The 17,991-nt window shown below is 55.4% G+C and carries 16 protein-coding genes; 10 read left to right on the forward strand and 6 right to left on the reverse strand.

The window, feature by feature from the left end; translation table 11 throughout:
• The first annotated feature begins 512 nt into the window (after positions 1-512).
• Positions 513-1,232 carry a two-component system response regulator OmpR gene (gene ompR / locus IAI47_RS01820; RefSeq protein WP_003853014.1) on the forward strand — a complete coding sequence of 240 codons (720 nt, stop codon included), beginning with the start codon at positions 513-515 and terminating at the stop codon, positions 1,230-1,232.
• Complete coding sequence (gene envZ, locus IAI47_RS01825; RefSeq protein ID WP_003853013.1) at positions 1,229-2,596, forward strand: two-component system sensor histidine kinase EnvZ; 1,368 nt, start codon at positions 1,229-1,231, stop codon at positions 2,594-2,596. Before ompR ends, envZ begins: the two co-directional genes overlap by 4 nt.
• 38 nt (positions 2,597-2,634) lie before the next feature.
• Here envZ and pckA read toward each other — a convergent pair whose 3' ends face one another.
• The 5 genes from pckA to IAI47_RS01850 form a co-directional block, all read right to left on the reverse strand.
• The gene (gene pckA / locus IAI47_RS01830) at positions 2,635-4,254 is read right to left on the reverse strand and encodes a phosphoenolpyruvate carboxykinase (ATP) (RefSeq protein ID WP_003853012.1); all 1,620 of its coding nucleotides are present in this window, start codon (positions 4,252-4,254) and stop codon (positions 2,635-2,637) included.
• A gap of 375 nt (positions 4,255-4,629) precedes the next feature.
• Positions 4,630-5,496 carry an Hsp33 family molecular chaperone HslO gene (hslO, locus tag IAI47_RS01835; RefSeq protein ID WP_003853011.1) on the reverse strand — a complete coding sequence of 289 codons (867 nt, stop codon included), beginning with the start codon at positions 5,494-5,496 and terminating at the stop codon, positions 4,630-4,632.
• A 49-nt stretch (positions 5,497-5,545) separates the two neighbouring features.
• Complete coding sequence (hslR, locus tag IAI47_RS01840) at positions 5,546-5,947, reverse strand: ribosome-associated heat shock protein Hsp15 (RefSeq protein WP_003853009.1); 402 nt, start codon at positions 5,945-5,947, stop codon at positions 5,546-5,548.
• 13 nt (positions 5,948-5,960) lie between these two features.
• Entirely contained in the window at positions 5,961-6,608 is a 648-nt protein-coding gene (yrfG, locus tag IAI47_RS01845) for a GMP/IMP nucleotidase (protein WP_003853007.1), read from the reverse strand.
• Between the two features lie 54 nt (positions 6,609-6,662).
• Positions 6,663-8,798: an intracellular growth attenuator family protein gene (locus tag IAI47_RS01850; RefSeq protein WP_033743308.1), complete on the reverse strand. Its 2,136-nt coding sequence runs from the start codon at positions 8,796-8,798 to the stop codon at positions 6,663-6,665.
• 391 nt (positions 8,799-9,189) lie between these two features.
• On the opposite strand from IAI47_RS01850, the gene nudE reads away from it, so the two are divergent.
• Positions 9,190-9,753, forward strand: coding sequence for an ADP compounds hydrolase NudE (nudE, locus tag IAI47_RS01855; RefSeq protein WP_003853003.1), 564 nt, complete (start codon positions 9,190-9,192; stop codon positions 9,751-9,753).
• 71 nt (positions 9,754-9,824) lie between these two features.
• Here nudE and mrcA read toward each other — a convergent pair whose 3' ends face one another.
• Complete coding sequence (mrcA, locus tag IAI47_RS01860; protein ID WP_008926270.1) at positions 9,825-12,374, reverse strand: peptidoglycan glycosyltransferase/peptidoglycan DD-transpeptidase MrcA; 2,550 nt, start codon at positions 12,372-12,374, stop codon at positions 9,825-9,827.
• Between the two features lie 116 nt (positions 12,375-12,490).
• Here mrcA and pilM point away from each other — a divergent pair, with 116 nt between their 5' ends.
• The 7 genes from pilM to aroB all read left to right on the forward strand — a co-directional run bounded on the left by pilM (position 12,491) and on the right by aroB (position 17,924).
• Positions 12,491-13,297, forward strand: coding sequence for a pilus assembly protein PilM (gene pilM, locus IAI47_RS01865; RefSeq protein ID WP_008926269.1), 807 nt, complete (start codon positions 12,491-12,493; stop codon positions 13,295-13,297).
• A complete protein-coding gene (locus IAI47_RS01870) occupies positions 13,297-13,839 on the forward strand; it encodes a PilN domain-containing protein (protein ID WP_008926268.1) in 543 nt (180 codons plus the stop codon). Before pilM ends, IAI47_RS01870 begins: the two co-directional genes overlap by 1 nt.
• Positions 13,832-14,329, forward strand: coding sequence for a hypothetical protein (locus IAI47_RS01875; protein ID WP_008926267.1), 498 nt, complete (start codon positions 13,832-13,834; stop codon positions 14,327-14,329). Before IAI47_RS01870 ends, IAI47_RS01875 begins: the two co-directional genes overlap by 8 nt.
• Positions 14,319-14,702: a HofP DNA utilization family protein gene (locus tag IAI47_RS01880; RefSeq protein WP_003852993.1), complete on the forward strand. Its 384-nt coding sequence runs from the start codon at positions 14,319-14,321 to the stop codon at positions 14,700-14,702. The genes IAI47_RS01875 and IAI47_RS01880 overlap by 11 nt, the downstream gene beginning before the upstream one ends.
• Positions 14,641-15,912: a DNA uptake porin HofQ gene (hofQ, locus tag IAI47_RS01885; RefSeq protein WP_008926266.1), complete on the forward strand. Its 1,272-nt coding sequence runs from the start codon at positions 14,641-14,643 to the stop codon at positions 15,910-15,912. Before IAI47_RS01880 ends, hofQ begins: the two co-directional genes overlap by 62 nt.
• 363 nt (positions 15,913-16,275) lie before the next feature.
• Complete coding sequence (aroK, locus tag IAI47_RS01890) at positions 16,276-16,797, forward strand: shikimate kinase AroK (protein ID WP_003852989.1); 522 nt, start codon at positions 16,276-16,278, stop codon at positions 16,795-16,797.
• Positions 16,798-16,835: 38 nt separating this feature from the next.
• Positions 16,836-17,924, forward strand: coding sequence for a 3-dehydroquinate synthase (gene aroB / locus IAI47_RS01895; protein WP_003852987.1), 1,089 nt, complete (start codon positions 16,836-16,838; stop codon positions 17,922-17,924).
• Positions 17,925-17,991: the final 67 nt, after the last annotated feature.

Genomic DNA, 17,991 nt, shown 5'->3' on the forward strand with positions numbered 1-17,991 from the left:
GAATGTTGCCTGAGCAGTCTGGTTTAAAACGGGGAAGGCGAAAAGTTGGCTTTACTGATTGATTTAAAGGACTTTAATTACAACTGGCCTTGCTGATGGCACGACTGAAACTAATCCGAGAGGAGCGTCGGGCATTATGCGGGGTTGCTGGAATATTATGCTCCCTGACAGCGGTTGAGGTAGATTATCTGGAGCATATTCACAGTGATGGCTGATCATTAAGTCAAATTATCTGCTAACTCACTGAATTAATACATTGATTAAAAGCTGGCACGCTTCCAACGCCAGCGATTCAAAGAAACAAGGCCGTTTTTTCAGATTTGCCGTATCGGCTGTCGGGCGGGGTTAAAAGCGCTAAAACTGACCCTGAAACGCCTTAAATCAAATATAAGCCCCTGTTTAATATGCTTTGTAACAATTTTGGCTAGAATATAAACCAATAATGACTGTCACTATAAGGCATCTTTTTTTAACAATGTTGGTTCAGGCAATAGCGCCTTTGGGAGTTGAAAATGCAAGAGAACTACAAAATTCTGGTCGTCGATGACGATATGCGTCTGCGTGCACTGCTTGAACGCTATCTCACCGAGCAGGGCTTTCAGGTGCGCAGTGTCGCTAATGCTGAGCAGATGGATCGCCTGTTAACCCGTGAATCCTTCCATCTGATGGTGCTCGACCTGATGTTGCCAGGTGAAGATGGCCTCTCTATCTGCCGTCGTCTGCGCAGCCAGAGCAACCCGATGCCGATCATTATGGTGACGGCTAAGGGTGAAGAAGTGGATCGTATCGTGGGGCTGGAGATCGGCGCTGACGACTATATTCCCAAACCGTTTAACCCGCGTGAGCTGCTGGCGCGTATCCGGGCGGTACTGCGTCGTCAGGCCAATGAACTGCCAGGCGCACCTTCGCAGGAAGAGGCGATTATTGCCTTTGGCAAATTCAAACTGAACCTCGGCACTCGCGAGATGTTCCGTGAAGATGAGCCGATGCCGCTGACCAGCGGTGAGTTTGCCGTGCTGAAAGCACTGGTAAGCCACCCGCGTGAGCCGCTGTCTCGCGACAAGCTGATGAACCTGGCGCGTGGCCGTGAATACAGCGCCATGGAACGTTCGATTGACGTTCAGATCTCCCGCCTGCGTCGCATGGTGGAAGAGGATCCAGCGCATCCGCGTTATATTCAGACCGTCTGGGGTCTGGGCTACGTCTTTGTGCCGGACGGCAGTAAAGCATGAAGCGACTGCGCTTCTCGCCACGGAGTTCGTTTGCCCGCACCCTGCTGCTGATCGTTACCCTGCTGTTCGTCAGCCTGGTAACGACCTATCTGGTGGTGCTGAACTTCGCCATTCTTCCCAGTCTGCAACAGTTCAATAAGGTGCTCGCTTACGAAGTTCGTATGCTGATGACCGACCGGTTGCAGCTGGAGGATGGCACGCAGCTGGAAGTGCCACCGGCGTTTCGCCGGGAAATCTATCGCGAACTGGGGATCTCGCTCTACACCAATGCAGCAGCAGAGGAGAGCGGATTGCGCTGGGCGCAGCATTATGAATTCCTGAGCGAGCAGATGGGACAGCAGCTTGGCGGTCCGACCGATGTCCGGGTTGAGGTTAACAAAAACTCGCCGGTGGTCTGGCTGAAAACCTGGCTGTCGCCCGACATCTGGGTGCGGGTGCCGCTGACTGAGATTCATCAGGGCGACTTCTCCCCGCTGTTCCGCTATACCCTGGCGATTATGCTATTGGCGATAGGCGGTGCCTGGCTGTTTATCCGTATCCAGAACCGACCCCTGGTGGATCTGGAGCACGCCGCCCTGCAGGTCGGGCGCGGGATTATTCCGCCGCCGCTGCGCGAGTATGGCGCGTCAGAAGTGCGATCGGTGACCCGTGCCTTTAACCAGATGGCAGCGGGGGTGAAGCAGCTGGCGGATGACCGCACGCTGTTAATGGCGGGCGTCAGCCACGATTTGCGAACGCCGCTGACCCGTATTCGCCTCGCCACCGAGATGATGAGCGAGCAGGATGGCTATCTTGCCGAATCGATTAATAAAGATATCGAAGAGTGCAACGCCATCATTGAGCAGTTCATCGACTATCTGCGTACTGGTCAGGAGATGCAGACCGAGCGCGCGGATCTGAACAGCGTGCTGGGCGAAGTGGTGGCGGCTGAAAGTGGCTATGAACGTGAAATCGAAAATGCAGTGATGCCGGAAGAGCTTATGCTGGATATCAACCCGCTGTCGATTAAACGGGCGCTGGCTAACCTGGTGGTTAATGCCGCGCGATATGGCAATGGCTGGATCAAGGTCAGCAGCGGACGGGAACTGCATCGCGCGTGGTTTCAGGTAGAAGATGATGGCCCTGGCATCAAGCCGGATCAGCTGGCGCATCTGTTCCAGCCGTTTGTGCGGGGCGACAGTGCCCGCAGCACCAGCGGTACCGGTCTCGGTCTGGCGATTGTACAGCGTATTATCGATGCTCATCAGGGCTCGCTGGAGATTGGCGAGAGCGAGCGCGGAGGTTTGCGTATTCGTGCCTGGTTGCCGTTAGTGGAAAGCATGGCGCTGAGCCACAACAACGGCAGCAACAGCGTGTCGGGATAAAAAAACGGCGCGGCACTGTTATTGCCGCGCCGGTTCTTTTAGCGTTGCGGGCCCGCTTTCACCAGCGCAGCACCTGCGGCGTTATCGGTGTACTTGTCGAAGTTATCAATAAAGCGCTGTGCCAGACCCTCGGCAGCAGCGGTCCACTTCTCTTCACTCTCCCAGCTACGACGCGGATCCAGCGTGTCACTATCCAGCTCGCCCAGCGCAACCGGCATCTGCAGATTAAAGATCGGCAGCGTTTCCGTTGGCGCATCATCCAGCTCACCCGCCAGGATCGCATTGATGATGGCGCGGGTATTCTTCAGTGAGATGCGTTTGCCGCTGCCGTTCCAGCCAGTGTTCACCAGGTAAGCCTGCGCACCGGACGCTTCCATTCGCTTCACCAGCACTTCAGCGTACTGCGTCGGATGCAGCGTCAGAAATGCCGCGCCGAAACAGGCGGAGAAGGTTGGGGTGGGTGCCGTCACGCCACGCTCGGTACCGGCCAGTTTGGCCGTAAATCCTGACAGGAAATGATACTGTGTCTGCTCCGGCGTCAGACGTGAAACCGGTGGCAACACGCCAAACGCATCGGCGGTAAGGAAAATCACTTTCTTCGCGTGGCCCGCTTTTGAGACCGGCTGCACGATATTGTCGATGTGATTGATCGGATAGGAGACGCGGGTGTTTTCCGTTTTGCTGCCATCTGCGTAATCAACGCTGCCATCTTCGCGTACCACCACATTTTCCAGCAGCGCGTTGCGGCGAATGGCGCGGTAGATCTCCGGCTCAGCCTGCTCAGAGAGGTTGATGGTTTTGGCGTAGCAACCGCCTTCAAAGTTAAACACGCCATCATCGTCCCAGCCGTGTTCATCATCGCCAATCAACTGGCGATCAGGATCGGTGGAGAGGGTGGTTTTGCCGGTACCCGAAAGGCCAAAGAAGACCGCCACATCACCTGCTTTACCCACGTTAGCAGAGCAGTGCATGGAGGCGATGCCTTTCAGCGGCAGCAGGTAGTTCATGATGGCGAACAGACCTTTCTTCATCTCGCCGCCGTACCAGGTTCCGCCAATCAGCTGCATACGCTCAGTCAGATTGAAAGCGACAAAGTTCTCTGAGTTAAGACCCTGCGCCTGCCAGTCAGGATTGGTGCATTTAGCTCCGTTCATCACCACAAAGTCAGGTTTGAAGTCGGCCAGCTCAGCATCGTCAGGCTGGATGAACATATTCTTCACGAAGTGCGCCTGCCAGGCGACCTCGGTGACGAAACGTACGCTCAGACGTGAATCGGCATTGGCCCCGCAGAACGCATCCACAACAAACAGACGCTTGCCGGAAAGCTGGCGGGTGACGCAGCTTTTCAGTGCGTTCCAGGTCTCCTGCGACAGAGGCTGATTGTCGTTTTTGCCGGTGCCCTGGTCGTTCCACCACAGGGTATCGCGCGTGGTGTCATCACGCACAATGTACTTATCCTTAGGCGATCGCCCGGTGAAAATCCCGGTGTCTACTGCAATCGCGCCGCTCTGCGTCAGGGTGCCACGAGCAAAACCTTCGAGGTCCGGGCGCGTCTCTTCCTGAAATAGTGTGTCGTAATCAGGGTTGTAAACCACTTCCGTGGTATCCACGATGCCCAAAGCGGCAAGGTCTTGCGAGGTCAGGCCGTTAACGCGCATTTTACTGCTCCTTAAATCGGTGTCTGTTCTGCAAAGCAGAGATAGGTTGGGATCGTGCCAACCGGCTGTTGCATCAGGTGCGGCGAATCACTGACAGTCCACTGCGCTTCGTCACGACAGCCTGCAAAGAGAACCGGACTTTTCAGGGCATCTGCCTCTGGCTTCCGGGCGTTTGCACGATCGCGCGCAGTTTACTCTTCTGCGTTACGGGAAAAAGGGCAGTGATCTAAAAATGCGACTCAGGGCGCGTTAAGGCTATGTTTCGAACGTTTAAAAGATGTTATGAAAGTAAAAAAAGATAATTTGTCTGGAAAATTATGGGGATAGGAAAGGGGGAGAGGAGAAGGGGCGGCAGACGCCGCCCGAACAATCAAATCAATGCAGACGGTCATCATTCTCAAGGGAGTGGCTGCGAATACCGGCGATATCGACAGCATCAAACACGTAGTTTGAACCGCAATAGTCACAGTGCATGTCGATTTTGCCATCTTCCGCGATGATCTCGTCCACTTCTTCCTGTGGCAGCGTAGTCAGCACTTCGCCACAACGTTCACGCGAGCAGGTGCATTTGTAGATCACCGGCTGCGGATCGTAGAGGGTGACCTCTTCCTGATGATAGAGACGCCAGAGCGCTTCATTCGCCGGCAGATCGATCAGCTCTTCTGTTTTAATGGTTTCGGTCAGCGTCGCAAGGTGCTCGAAGACCTCTTTCTCTGTGTCCTGCGCGGGCAGCACCTGCAGCAGAATACCGGCGGCGCCTTTGTCGCTGGTGCGGATAAACAGACGCGTTGGCAGCTGCTCTGAGCGCATGAAGTAATCTTCCAGGCACGCAGCCAGGGTTTCACCTTCCAGCCCGACCACACCCTGGTAACGTTCACCCTTTTCAGGCGAAATCGTGATTACCAGATAACCGTTGCCGACCATGCTTTTCAGGGTGCTGTCGTCCGGGATGTCGCCTTTGATACGCGCTACGCCCCGCAGCTCCTGATTGTTGTTGCCGTTAATCACGGCCAGCGACAGCGGACCGTCACCCTGCAGCTGTACGGTGATTTCGCCATCAAACTTCAGCGTGGCGGTCAGCAAGCTGGTCGCTACCAGCATCTCACCCAGCAGCGTTTTAACCGGTGCCGGATAGTCGTGATTTTTCACGGTTTCACGCCAGGTGTCAGAGACGTTCACCAGCTCGCCGCGCACGGCGGCATTTTCAAACAGATAACGGTGCAGTTGATCCTGGACTGACATATTTTTTCTCTCACTGGAACGGGGCGACGGTGCGTCAGCGAAGACGGCGTTATTCATCGCCCGATAATTTAAACTTCATCAAATCGCGACGCTCTTTTTTGTCAGGTCGCCGATCGGGATGGGGCATAGTCAGCGCATTGAGTTTGCGCGCCTGCGCCATTTTTTCGCGTTTTTCAATACTGGCATCGGTTTCGCGATAGAGCTGCTGGGCCTCACTGGCGGGACGGCGCTGGGCGCTGATATCCGCCACGATCACGGTGCGTTCATCATTGCCCTGACGCAGTGTCAGTTCCGCATTCAGTTCCACCACTTTGCCGGGTTTGCTGCGCTGGCCGTTGTAATGGACTTTGCCGCCTTCAATCATCTCCCGCGCAATCGCCCGGGTTTTGTAGAAGCGCGCGGCCCACAGCCACTTGTCGAGGCGGACCTCTTCGCTGCTTTTCTCTTTCATTGCTGCTCCTGACTCAGATCAGCGTCCGGTAATCGCCAGTGGCCCGGTGACGCTGAAAGATTTGCTCAGGACGACCCGAATCAGGGTTCTTCACGCCTAAGCACCAGCCGATGCCCCATAACGTTGCAGCATCCAGAATCACTTCGTTGTCATCGATAAACAGCGTGCGCGCCGCAGAAAAGCCGGTGTGCTGTTGTACCGCCTGCCATAAACGTTGGTCTTCTTTCGGATACCCAAAGGTATGGGTGGAAAGTAATAAATCAAGGTGCGGCGCTAAACCTGTCTGCGCCAGTTTGACGTCCAGATTGTAAGGATGCGCGTTGGTCAGCAGGATGGTGGACTTGCCCGCGCGACGCAGCGCCTGCAAAAAAGGCAGCGTATCGTCACGCAGGGCAATTAGGCTGCGCATCGCCAGCGTCATGGCACGGATATCAAGCTTCAGCGCGTCTGCCCAGTAATCCAGACAATACCAGTTTAGCGTATGGGCGACGGCCTGATATTTTTCCGCAATGATCGCGTCGGCTTCCGCCCGGCTGATGCCGCGTTGCTGGCTGAGCTGTTCAGGCACATGCTCCAGCCAGAAGTGACGATCAAACGCCAAATCCAGCAGCGTGCCATCCATGTCGAGCAGCACGGTATCAATCTCAGACCAGTTGAGCATCCAGGTTCACCCTGTGAAAAAACCGGGCGACAGGGTAGCACAGAAGGGCAGGACTCAGAATATCGAGCGCACACCCTGCAAAGTGCCAAGGTTATGGTTGAAACACTTTTCATAATACTGCTGGATATCGATCATGCGCTGGCGATTACGGTGCATGCGGCGAAGCGCCAGTAAGCCGTTAATTATCCCACAGGTCAGCAGCATCAGAAGCAGCAATACGGTGCCGAGATAGCGCCACTGCGCCATGGCATCCGGTTCATTGTGCAGGACAATGTGACGCGTGCCGTTGGCATCCGTTGAAATGCTGGTGATGATGCCGCTGGCGCTGAAAGGTGTATGCAGCAGTACGGTGGAGAGTCGTTGCAGCTCACGCCACTGAGAAGGCGGATCGAGATCAAACAGCGATACGGTGGGCTGCGGCTGATTCACTAACTGGCGACCTTCGTCGCTGACGATCAGGAATCCCCCTGGCGGCGGGCTGTTAAGATTTTCTGCCGCCCGACGGGTTTCGCGGAAAAAGAAGGTGGATGTAGCGGTATTAACCAGGTTTTCCAGCGCTTCCGCACTCACCGGGCGCAGCAGCACATTCATGCCGTTTAACTGACCAGAATCTGCCCGACGCATCAAAGCTTCCCAGTCTTTGGCATTGCCAAGGTTTACCAGGGCGTTTTTCAGCCGCATACAATCCTGCGGCTGATTGCAGAGATCCTGCGTTTTCATCACCAGATCTGAGAAGTCATCCAGCAGAATCATTCCGGACTTTTGAATCGCGGAAGCCAGCTGTGGGTTCAGTTTAGGGTCAGTATTGGTTTCGGGATGCAGCTGCTTTGTGGTGGTCTCCAGCAGCGCCGCCGCTTTATCAATAATGTCCGATTGCGGCTGCGGCAGTGGCGTCGCGTTATTCCAGTAGATCGCCGAACAGTCGAACGGCATGTAGGCGTAGCTGCGGTTGCTCTGATAGTTGTCCGGCACTGAACACATACCGGTGCCACTCACTTTGAGGTTGTCGCCAATGTTCAGTGCCACGTTGCTGAGCTTATCAACGCTGCTGACCTCCAGGCTGTCGGTGCCTCTTGCCCAGGCCAGACTCAGTTTAATCGGCATCGTGAGCGGGATCCAGGTGACCAGCATAGTCAGCACCAACAGTGAACCACACGCCAGCACCACGTTTTTCCGCCAGCGCTGGATAGGGAAGTTTTTGACCTCATCCTGTAGCGACAGGAAGCGACCCTGACGCACCACCTGACGATTAAGGTAGATCTCGACATCCGTTACCTGACCGAGATCGTGTGCGACGTAAGGCTGCCAATGTGGCGGATAGGCAAGGTCAATAATGCCCAGCGTGATATTGCTCTGCTCCTGGTTCGATTCACTGAACAGACCCCAGCGTTTTGGTGCGCCGCGCAGGCAGTGTATATCACGCAGCCCGCGCTCGCCGGGAATGCGATAAAGCAGCCAGAGGCTGGCGCCAATCATTAATGTCCCCGTCAACACCAGCCAGATCATCAGCGTGGCAGGCACTAACAGGCTGAAGAAGAACAGTAAGAAGGCCAGAGAGATCGTCACCGCTTCACGCGTGCCGTCTGGCCGCGACAGACGATACTCTTCTGGCGTCTCTTTACGCACCTGCAGCAGCTCAACATTTTCTGTTTCTGCTTTGCGGATTGAGGCGTTGGTGGACACCGGACGCATGAGCACAGGCAGCGATTGCTGATCCACAGCGTAATCAACCAGCGAGTGGCCGTTCAGCGAGATCACCAGCGGAATAGATTGGGTGCGGATTAACTCCACATAGTTTTCGTCGGTAATGTACTGTTCCCACAGCGGCGGCAGATGAACTTCAACCTCATCCAGGTAATAGCGCCATTTATGGGGATCGTCTGTAGAGAGGCCGTAACGGGTAATTGCGCGGGTAACCGGATAGACATTGTTGCTCTGCGCTGTCAGCGTCAGCCGTTCAGACGCGCTTCGCTTATGGGTAGTGACAGGCGTACTAAGTTGTTTTTCCAGCGCGGCGACATACTTATCGACAGCCTCACGTTCCTGCGGAGAGAGCTTACGGCAGGGCGGACTGATGAATGGCAGTGGTTTCGCCAACGGCGGACGATGCCGCATAGCGTACCAAAACCCCATGCCTGCCAGGATTGAACAGGTCAGCACTATGGCCAGGATCATCAAGATTGTGCTCATGCTCTGCTCAATTCAGCCAAAATGCTGCCTTCACTTTAAACTTTCGCTCCCGGTTATGCTCACTATAAAAGAGACATTCCGAAAGATTATATAACCCTGAGGAGTCAGACACCCGATGAAATAGTGCCAGCGTATATCTGATTGGCATTTGTTAAACCCTGCCTTGTCCGAATGGTAACCGGCACAGACTGGATTAAATATCGGTATTATCTGAAACTTATCGCAGCGTATTGACTAATGCAAATTTAGTCTTAACTGATAACTAAAGCCTGTTATTCATCCGACTGAATCTGTGCAACGATAACGTCACTGTCTGACTGTCGCACAATTGCCTGCGGTTAGGTATGCTAATTCGCTACTGATAGCTGGCGCAGAATAATTTGAGGCTGATATGAAAATTCCAAAAAAACCTGACATCCTCAATATCACCGCCGTGGCACGTTCACGGTTATTCACTATCGAGTCGGTTGATCTGGCTTTCAGCAATGGTGCACATCGCGTCTATGAGCGGATGAAGCCTTCAGAGCGCGAAGCGGTGATGATTGTGCCGATTATTGATGATCATCTGATCCTGATTCAGGAGTACGCCGTCGGACTGGAAACCTATGAACTCGGCTTCCCGAAAGGGCTGATCGATGCAGGCGAAACCGTGAATGAAGCGGCGGTGCGCGAACTGAAAGAAGAAGTCGGCTTTGGTGCAGATCAGCTGACCACGCTGGGCAAGCTCACCATGGCACCTTCTTACTTTTCCAGCAAAATGAATATTGTGATCGCGGAAGGTCTCTATGCTGAAAAGCTGGAGGGTGATGAGCCGGAGCCGCTGATTATCCACCGCTGGCCGCTCAGCGATATGCTGTCGCTGCTGGACGAACCCGATTTCCGCGAGGCGCGTAATGTCAGTGCACTGTTTATGGCGCGCGAATGGCTGGTGAAACAGGGACGGCTGCGTTACTGAACAGGATGCTTTAATGAATAAAAAAGCCGACAGATGTCGGCTTTTTTTATCGTGCAATAACAGGGATCACATCAGAACAGTTCGTGACTCTCGCCGTTATCCATAATAGTGGTACCCACATCGTGAACCGAATATTCGGTCGGCTGGGTACCATTGATGAAGTACTCCTGACGCGTGTTACCGCCGCCATTTGCCAGCTTGCCGGTACTGCGATCGATTGTCACCGTGACGACGCCATCCGGCGGTGTCAATGGCTGCACCGGTACACCGTCCAGCGCGCTCTTCATGAACTCATCCCATGCCGGTTGCGCACTCTTCGCGCCACCTTCATAGCCCGATATCTGATCGGGAATCGCGCCGGAAAGCGTACTGCGGCCCAGATTACGGCGCGCATCATCAAAACCGATCCAGACGGAGGTCACTACGCCAGGGCCGTAACCCGAGAACCAGGCATCTTTCGAGCTGTTGGTGGTACCGGTTTTCCCGCCGATATCATTACGTTTAAGGTCACGTCCGGCACGCCAGCCCGTTCCCATCCAGCCCGGTTCGCCAAAGATATTACTGTTCAGCGCGCTCCTGATGAGGAAGCTGAGCGGCGTATTGATCACGTGAGGTGCATATTGCTGATCGCCCTGCTGAGCCTGAGCAGGAACCTGCTCCAGTTCAGGCTGAGGAACTGCCTGATTCTGGTTGTTATTTGAGGCAGCAACGTTCTCAACACTCTCTTCATTCAGCGCCAGCGCTTTTTTGGTCTCACCATAAATCACCGGCAGATTGCACTGCGGACAGGCGATCTTCGGTTTCTCTTCAAAGACGGTGCCGCCCTGTTCGTTCTCAATCTTCGTAATGAAGTAAGGATCAACCAGGAAGCCGCCATTCGCCATCACGGAGTAGCCACGCACCACCTGTAATGGGGTGAATGAGGCCGCACCCAGTGCCAGCGACTCGGTGTGAACAATGTTCTGCGCCGGGAAACCAAAGCGCTGCAGATACTCTGCGGCATAATCCACGCCCATCGCACGCATCGCACGCACCATCACGACGTTTTTCGACTGACCTAATCCCTGACGCAGACGAATCGGACCATCGTAAGTTGGCGGTGAGTTTTTCGGACGCCAGTCTGCACCCGCACCTGCATCCCAGCGTGAAATCGGCACATCGTTCAGGATGGAGGCGAGCGTCAACCCGCGATCCATGGCGGCGGTATAAAGGAAAGGCTTGATGTTAGAGCCGACCTGGCGCAGTGCCTGGGTCGCACGGTTAAACATGCTCTGGTTAAAGGCAAAACCACCTACCAGCGCGCGCACCGCACCATCATTTGGATCCAGTGAGACCAGTGCCGAGTTCACATCCGGCACCTGACCCAGCCACCAGTCGTCACCCACTTTACGCACCCAAATCTGCTGGCCAGCCTGCAAGACCTGCGTCACACTTTTCGGCGTCGGGCCCTGCACGGTGTCAGACTTATAAGCACGCGCCCAGCGCACACCGGCTAATGACAGCGACACATTGCTGCCATCCTGCATCATAACGGTCGCTTCATCGCTGCGTGCTTCCGTTACGACGGCCGGGTGGAGCGGGCCATAAACCGGCAGCACCTTCAGCGCTTTCTCGATCTTCGTCTGATCCCAGGCCGGTTCACCCACTTTCCACAGCACGCTGGTCGGGCCGCGATAACCATGACGCATATCGTAGGCCATGACGTTATTGCGCACCGAGGTCTGCGCGGCTTCCTGCAGACGACGAGTCACGGTGGTGTAAACCTTGTAACCGTCGGTGTAGGCATTATTGCCGTAGCGTTTCACCATCTCCTGACGCACCATCTCGCTGAGATAAGGGGCAGAGAAGGCGATTTCCGGGCCATGATACTTCGCCACCAGCGGTGTATTACGGGCCTCGTCATATTGCTGCTGCGTGATGTAATGCTGATCCAGCATACGCGCCAGTACCACGTTGCGGCGCGACAGGGCGCGGCTCGGCGAGTAAAGCGGGTTAAAGGTAGACGGCGCTTTCGGCAGACCGGCAATCATCGCCATCTCACTCAGCGACAGCTGGTCAACGGGCTTACCGAAATAGACCTGTGAGGCGGCACCGACGCCATAAGCGCGATAGCCCAGGTAGATCTTATTCAGGTAGAGCTCAAGGATTTCATCTTTATTCAGCAACTGCTCAATGCGGATCGCCAGGAACGCTTCCTTTATTTTTCGCATCAGGGTGCGTTCCGGACTCAGGAAGAAGTTACGGGCCAGCTGTTGAGTGATGGTACTTGCACCCTGTGAAGCATGACCGGAGACCAGTGCAATGCTGGCGGCACGGAAAATACCCACCGGATCAACACCATGGTGCTCATAAAAACGGCTGTCCTCGGTCGCAATAAACGCTTTCACCATGACAGGTGGCACTTGCTGCAGAGTCAAAGGGATACGGCGCATTTCGCCATACTGGGCGATCAGGTCGCCATCGGCGCTGTAAACCTGCATAGGGGTTTGCAGACGCACATCTTTCAGCGTGTTCACGTCGGGCAGCTGTGGCTCTATGTATTTGTATAAACCATAAATCGAGCCAGCTCCCAACAGGATGCAACACACTGTAAGGATTAATAAATACTTTACGAACTTCACCTGGAATTTCCCATCTGTTGTCGTTTGAGCAGTTTATAAACAACCGCGCGGTAGTATAAAGGCAAGCCAGACGCTTTGATATGTCCATTTTCCCGGACGATAAGGAGATCGCGCGCATGGCTTTTCATACCTGGCAAATTGGGCTGGATATTCAGAATAGGCAGATTTGTGCCCTTGCCCTCCAGCCTCGTCGTGATGGCTGGCAGCTACGCCACTGGTGGCAGCAGCGGCTGCCGCAAGATACGTTAAGAAACGGCGTGCTGCAATCTTCGCCTGAATTACTGGCGGCCTTAACGGCCTGGCGTCAGCGGTTGCCGCGTCGTTATTCGCTGCGTGTCGCACTGCCCGCCCGGCTGGTGTTACAGCGCCAGCTCCCCCTGCCTGCGCAGGCGCTGAACGAACCCGCACTGGGGCATTACGTACAGGCGGCCGCGCGCCGTCTCTTTCCTCTGGAGCCTACTGCGCTGGCGCTGGATTATCGACCGGATGCAAAGCGTGATCAGCTCTGCGTCACGGCAGCGCGGCTGGAGATTATCGATCAGTGGGCAGCGCCACTGTTACAGTCAGGATTAAAGCCGCAGGTGTTTGAACTGACCACTGACGCGTTGAAGCGATTAGCCCGGCAGGCAGCACTGAAGTCCGGCGCGGTACTGGTTCTGCAGCAGGATAACCGCTGGCTCTGGAGCGATGCGCACTCAGCGGCTGACATCGGCGAAGTCGCCACACTGGCGGCCCTGCGGCAGCAGGCTTTCCCCGACGCCAGTTTTGTTGCCTGGTGCGCCGCAGAGCCGGGTGTACTGCCCGCCGACGCCACCGGCTTTTCCCCTTTTGATCTCTTTTACTATAAGCAACCTCCCTTGCCGGAAAACCCGGGAGCCTTTGCGCTGGCGGCCGGGCTGGCGCTTCGTGATGGAGATGAATAATGGTGGCGGTTAATCTGCTGCCCTGGCGGCAGCACCGTCGGCAGCAGCAGCAGCGGCAGAGTCTGGTGATGCTGTTACTGATGCTGGGTACGTTGTTTCTGGTTGTTGTGCAACAAACCTGGCAGATCTATCAGGCGCGTCAGCAGGTGGCGCAGACGCGCAGTTTACAGCAGCAGGCGCTGGACGCTCTGGGACAACAACTCGCGCAGCAAAAGCAGTTACTCGCCCGGCTCGCCGTCGTACAAAAACAGCAGGCAAAGCAGCGTCAGCAGGCCGTGCAACTGGCTGCCTGGCAGCAGTTCTGGCTCAATTTACCCGTGTTGATGCCCGATTCCGCCTGGCTGACCCGTCTGGAGAAGCGTGACAATCATCTGACTCTGGAGGGCCAGGCGCAGGATATGGCCTCGGTCCGGCAATTCCGCCAGCAGTTAACTACGGTCGCCCTGCTGGATCAGGTTAAGCAGGGCGGTGTAAAGCGGCAGGCCGATGGCAGTTATCGTTTTTCACTGCGGGCATCGGTCCAGGCGGTGGCTGATGAATGAGTGGTGGGAGCGGTGGTGGCAGATGGCCGCGCTTCCGCGTTACGGCTTGCTCGCCGCCCTCGCATTCTGCCTGCTCCTGCTCTCGTGGATTCTCTGGCTGCGGCCACAGCAGCAGGCGCTGACAACTGAAAAGGTGGCGCTGTTGCAGTTGACCCGTACCCTGCAGCAGCGCCAGCAGCAGTGGCGTCAGCATCCTGATAATGAGGTGTTGCAGGTGCAACTGGCGGAAATTCAGCGTGCCCGGTCTGTATCTGGCACATCAGGCCTGGCACTGGAAGCGATTCTGGCGGCACGTCGTAACCAACTGGAAGAGTGGCAGCCGGATGCACCCTCCCGCGTGCTGACGCTGCATCTGCAGTGGCCGGCATTCCAGTCGCTTTTTGCCGAGCTTGCCGATGCCTCCGCACCGTTTCCGGTGCATTTCCTGCTGCTGGCGCAGCCGCAGTTCCTGATCGCTCAACTCTGGCTGGAATCTGACGATGCGCCATAGCCTGCTGATTTTACTGCTGTGCTGTAGCAGTGTGGTGGCGCGTGATCCGTTCAGGCCGGTTGCCGGTTCAGTGTGTGAAGCGTCAGTGGAACCGCTCACTGGCTGGCGTCTGCAGGGGATCATTGGCCGGGAGGCGCATTTCCATGCCTGGCTGATTGGTCCGCATAAAGAGATTGTCATCGCCCGCATCGGCAAACCTTTTCCTGTAGCGCCCTGGCAACTCACTGACATGACCCGCCGCAGCATCACCTTAGCGGTGCAAAACAGCTGCACCGCACAACAGACTACATTCTATTTAAAAGGACGTTCGTATGGTTTGGATAGCCACTCTGCTGCTGGTCATCAGCTGCCTGCTGCCGGTTTACGCCGCTGATGAGGAACCGCTCAGCCTGACATTTGATAATGCACCGGTAGAGCGTATTTTGCAGGCACTGGCTGATTATCAGCAGTTCAATCTGATGATTGCGCCAGAGGTGGAAGGTTCGTTATCGCTGCGGCTGGATAACCTGCCGTGGCATCAGGCGCTGGATCTGGTGGCGCGCATGGCAAAGCTGACGCTGATTGAACAGGATAATGTCCTGCTGGTCTATCCGGAAAGCTGGCAACAGGCGCAACAGCAGGCTCGTGCGGCTGAGCAGCAGGCGCAGTTGCAGCAGGTACCTTTGCAGCAGCGCGCGGTCACATTGCGTTATGCCAGCGCCAGCGAGGTGCATGCCAGTCTGCTGAGTGAGCGGCAGTCGCTGATGACGGCGCGCGGCAGCGTGACAGTCGATAAACGGACCAATGCGCTGTTACTGCGCGATACCGCAGCGGCTTTAAAAGAGACAGAACGCTGGATACGGGCGCTGGATCTGCCACTGGAGCAGATTGAGCTCTCAGCGCATATCGTTACCATCAGCGAAGAGCATTTGCAGGAGTTGGGGGTGAAGTGGGGATTGCAGGCGGGTGACGCCGCAGTGACTGACATTCTGCACCATCCCCGTCTGGATATCCCGCTGGCGTTGAGTTCACCCGGCATCAGCGTGGGGATGGCGCTGGCGCGTATAGGCGGCCAGCTTCTGGATCTGGAGTTAAGCGCGCTGGAACAGGAAAACCAGATTGAAATCATCGCCAGTCCGCGCCTCTTTACCTCACATCAGCAGACCGCATCGATTAAGCAGGGCACGGAGATTCCTTATGAAGTGTCAGCAGGAAACAGCGGGGCAACCAGTATTGAGTTTAAAGAAGCGGTGCTGGGCATGGAGGTGACACCGACCCTTTCCGGTAATGGCCGCATCCAGCTGAAAATTCGTATCAGCCAGAATATGCCGGGTCGCAGCATCAGAACCGGTGACAGCAACATATTATCCATTGATAAACAGGAAATTGAGACTCAGGTCACGGTCAGTGACGGGCAAACACTGGCGTTAGGGGGTATCTTTCAGCAGCAGCGTAGTCGTGGCGAGAATAAGGTGCCGCTACTGGGAAATGTGCCGCTGATTGGCGGGTTATTTCGCCAGCAATCTGAGCAGCGCAAAAAAAGAGAGCTGGTGATCTTCATTACGCCACGATTGGTCAGGGAAGCAGCGCTTACGGCTGGATAAAACGGAAAATGCGTCCCTTAAGGCCATCTGCGTTGACGCAGGAGAGGAATTAGCTTACAAGGTTTAGCGATTTTCAATACGGTGTAACCGTCTAGGCTGGGTAAATCCCGGCAAACAGATCAGAAAACTTCTCTGTAAGCAGCGTTGTAAAAGACGCAGCGCTGGCGCGTTACAGTTTCGCGAACACAGGCCAATTCAGAAATGGATGTGCTGAAGGCAATATAATCGGTTGCCAAACAGCCTTGAGTGTTGAGATAATTTTTCATCTGACTCTTGCTAACGCTCATGAGGTCTCAGTTCCTGTCCCGCCAGCGAATGCTGAACGCGGGGTATCATTAACGAATTCTTAGTAATACCGACAAAATGGCAGAGAAACGCAATATCTTTCTGGTTGGGCCGATGGGTGCCGGCAAAAGCACTATTGGCCGTCAGTTGGCTCAGCAACTCAACATGGAGTTCTTCGATTCCGATCAGGAAATTGAGCGACGCACCGGAGCGGATGTGGGCTGGGTTTTTGATGTCGAAGGCGAAGCTGGCTTTCGCGATCGCGAAGAAAAAATCATCAACGAACTGACCGAGAAGCAAGGCATCGTCCTGGCGACAGGCGGGGGTTCCGTCAAATCCCGGGAAACGCGTAATCGGCTCTCCGCTCGCGGTGTTGTGGTTTATCTTGAAACCACCATCGAGAAGCAACTGGCGCGCACCCAACGTGACAAAAAACGTCCGTTGCTGCAGGTGGATTCACCGCCGCGTGAAGTGCTCGAAGCGCTGGCTGGCGAACGTAACCCGCTCTACGAAGAGATCGCCGATGTAACCATTCGCACAGATGATCAGAGTGCGAAAGTGGTGGCGAATCAGATTATCCACATGTTGGAAAAAAGTTGATCCAACGTTCGAAGGCTCTTTAACAGGTATCGAGCATCATGGAGAAGATCACCGTCTCACTAGGGGAACGCAGTTACCCCATCACTATCGCCGCCGGACTGTTTAACGATCCGGCTTCTTTTTGGCCGCTACGCGCGGGCGAAAACGCCATGGTGGTGACAAACCAGACGCTGGCTCCGCTTTATCTTGACCCGCTTACAGCGCTGCTGAAGGCGGCTGGTGTAAAAGTGGATCAGGTGATCTTACCCGACGGCGAGCAATACAAGACGCTGGCCGTAATGGATCAGGTTTTTACCGCACTTCTGCAAAAACCGCACGGTCGTGATACGACGCTTATCGCCTTAGGCGGTGGCGTCATTGGCGATCTTACCGGTTTTGCTGCGGCCAGTTATCAGCGTGGCGTACGCTTTATTCAGGTACCGACCACCTTACTGTCGCAGGTTGATTCTTCGGTTGGCGGTAAAACGGCCGTTAACCATCCGCTGGGCAAAAACATGATCGGCGCGTTTTATCAACCCGCGTCGGTGGTGATTGATACGGCCTGTCTGAAGACACTGCCCGCGCGCGAACTGGCGTCGGGTCTGGCGGAAGTCATTAAGTACGGCATCATTCTCGACGGGATATTTTTTGAGTGGCTGGAGCAGAATCTTGATGCTCTGCTGGCGCTGGATGAACAGGCGCTGGCGTACTGCATTCGTCGCTGCTGTGAGCTGAAAGCCGAGGTTGTTTCGGCCGATGAGCGTGAAAACGGTCAGCGGGCGTTGCTTAATCTGGGCCATACTTTTGGTCATGCGATTGAAGCACATATGGGCTATGGCAACTGGCTGCATGGTGAAGCCATTGCGGCAGGCATGGTGATGGCAGCACGAACGGCTGAACGTATGGGGCAGTTCCAGGCGCAGGAGACCGACCGCATTATTGCGCTGTTCCGCCGTGCCGGTTTACCGGTGCATGGGCCGCAGGCGATGAGTGCGGAGATGTATCTGCCGCACATGATGCGCGATAAAAAAGTTCTGGCGGGCGAACTGCGGCTGATACTCCCGCTGTCGATTGGTCGCTCTGAAGTGCGTGGTGGCGTGGCACATGATATGGTGCTGGCTGCGATTAATGATTGTCAGCAACCCTGAGATTAAGCAGTTGAGTGGTGACGCGGCGCGCAGGGTGCGCAGTGCGGAATGCCGCTTTACGGAGGAG

Source organism: Pantoea sp. MT58, assembly GCF_014495885.1.
Lineage (GTDB): Bacteria > Pseudomonadota > Gammaproteobacteria > Enterobacterales > Enterobacteriaceae > Pantoea > Pantoea eucalypti.